Source organism: Endozoicomonas sp. SESOKO2 (genome assembly GCF_024606245.1).
In the GTDB taxonomy this organism is placed as follows: Bacteria; Pseudomonadota; Gammaproteobacteria; order Pseudomonadales; family Endozoicomonadaceae; genus Endozoicomonas_A.
This window is the reverse complement of record NZ_JAHHPQ010000691.1, coordinates 1-1714: the sequence shown is the minus strand read 5'-3', so window position 1 is coordinate 1714 and position 1714 is coordinate 1. Positions and strand designations below refer to the sequence as shown.

2 protein-coding genes are annotated in these 1714 nt (G+C 49.5%); both read right to left on the bottom strand.

Annotation, left to right across the window (positions count from 1 at the left end):
* Nucleotides 1-1177, bottom strand: a 1177-nt coding sequence (locus KDK17_RS16840; protein ID WP_257288604.1) for a 2-hydroxycarboxylate transporter family protein, incomplete at its 3' end; no start/stop codon positions are given.
* 295 nt (nucleotides 1178-1472) lie between these two features.
* The coding region (locus KDK17_RS16835; RefSeq protein WP_257288603.1) for a hypothetical protein at nucleotides 1473-1714 on the bottom strand (242 nt) is incomplete at its 5' end.

Below are 1714 nucleotides of genomic sequence, written 5' to 3'. Positions count from 1 at the left end.
CCACATCTCCGGTTCCACCCATATTGGCCATACAAAGACCAGCTGTTACGGAGGCCTCTATGGGATAAAAACCGAGGATTTTTCCTGTCAGGCCCGCCCCCAGTACCGCGCCCATCACAGTAGTCACCACCAGAATGAAATACTGGAGGGAGATCATTTGTGCAACCTGATGCAGGTCCGTAAAGCCTATTCCTATGCAGGCCAGTAAAGCCGGCGTCAGAGACATCACCATAAAATCACCCCATAGAGCCGCCCCTTCTTCAAAGCGGGAAGGTAATATTCCCAGAGCTTTGACAAGGCCAACAAAAAAAATCATCAAGGCGTAAGGGTGCAAAGAAATGAAGTGACTGAGCAGATAGCCCACAACATAGAAACTGGTTGCAACAAACAGTCCGGTTCCCATCTTTGCCAGATCCGGAATACGCTCGACTTTCTCTTCATGGCGGACAGCCTTCTGGCTTTTCATCAGTTTGCCATTACCTGTTAATCCGGGCTTGATTTTGCCCAGCTTTTCAAGCATTCCAGCTGCAATAATGGCGACCAGATTACCCAGTACAACGGCCGGGACCATTTTTGACAAAACGGTTGCGGCGTCGGAGCCTGAAATGTTGGCAAAGATCTCCGCCAGCGGTACGGCTCCTGCCCCCATTCCGCCCCCCATGATGGGCAGACCAACATAGAAAACAGCTTCAACAAAGCCAGTGCCAATGAGCATACCCGCGAGCCCTGCCAGCGTAATGGCACCAAGGACACCACCGACAATCACCGGCAAATACCAGAGTGCTGACCGCAGCAGCAGCCGCCTGTCCATTCCAAACAAACTGCCTGTAATAAGGCCTGATATAAACAAAGCAAGAAAACCCTGATTTCTGACGAAATCAGCGATTCTGGTAAAGAGTTCGGCTGGAATACCCCCTGTCGCTACCAATAGGCTGGAGCCAAAAATGACAACAATCGGCCCTCCGCCCAAATAGTTGCGAACCCAGTCCAGATGCTCGCCAAGGGCGTTCAGGACACCGCCCAGCGCCATAAGAAAAGGAATCAGCCCAACCATGCCTGCTGGCAGACGTCCCGTGCAACCAGCAGCAATCACAACAACACATAGCAAACTCAGCCAGATCAACACCCCTCGCCGGGGTGATTGCCCCCCTGTCATCTGCTGCAACAAGGTTTCCATTAATGAACGCTATCCGTTAGTTTCAGGATGTATCTAACTAATAGCAAAGTTCAGGAAAATAGTGTTTTTCTTTCAGGGAGACATTCCATTCAGGGAGAAAAAAACAGGAGATTTTAAAAGTGGGAAGGGAGTAAAGATAAGACTCAAAACGGCCTTATGTATTCTCTCCACAACTTTCTGTGCCGCTGTCTGGTCAGCACATGAAATGCAATCTAATTCGTCAGGACAGTCTACATCGAATTATTTTTTTGAATAAATCCAAGCCAGACAAATAGCCTGGCCTGAATAAGAAAACTCAGTTTTTATTAGCCGTCTGAGCCTTGCCAATCGACTCAACGGTCAACCTTCCCTTGTCTTCAAGAATGGTATCCAGCGCCTGCTGAATCTCTTTGACGGAGACCGTTTTCACCTCTTCAGCAATCGACTTCTGGAAATCAAAGCCGGCCTCCTGACCATCCAGAGACTGCCAGAAACGGGAGCTGCGCTCATCCAGATTGGCATCTTTTTTCAGAAGATCACCCAGCAAGCCCTGACGAT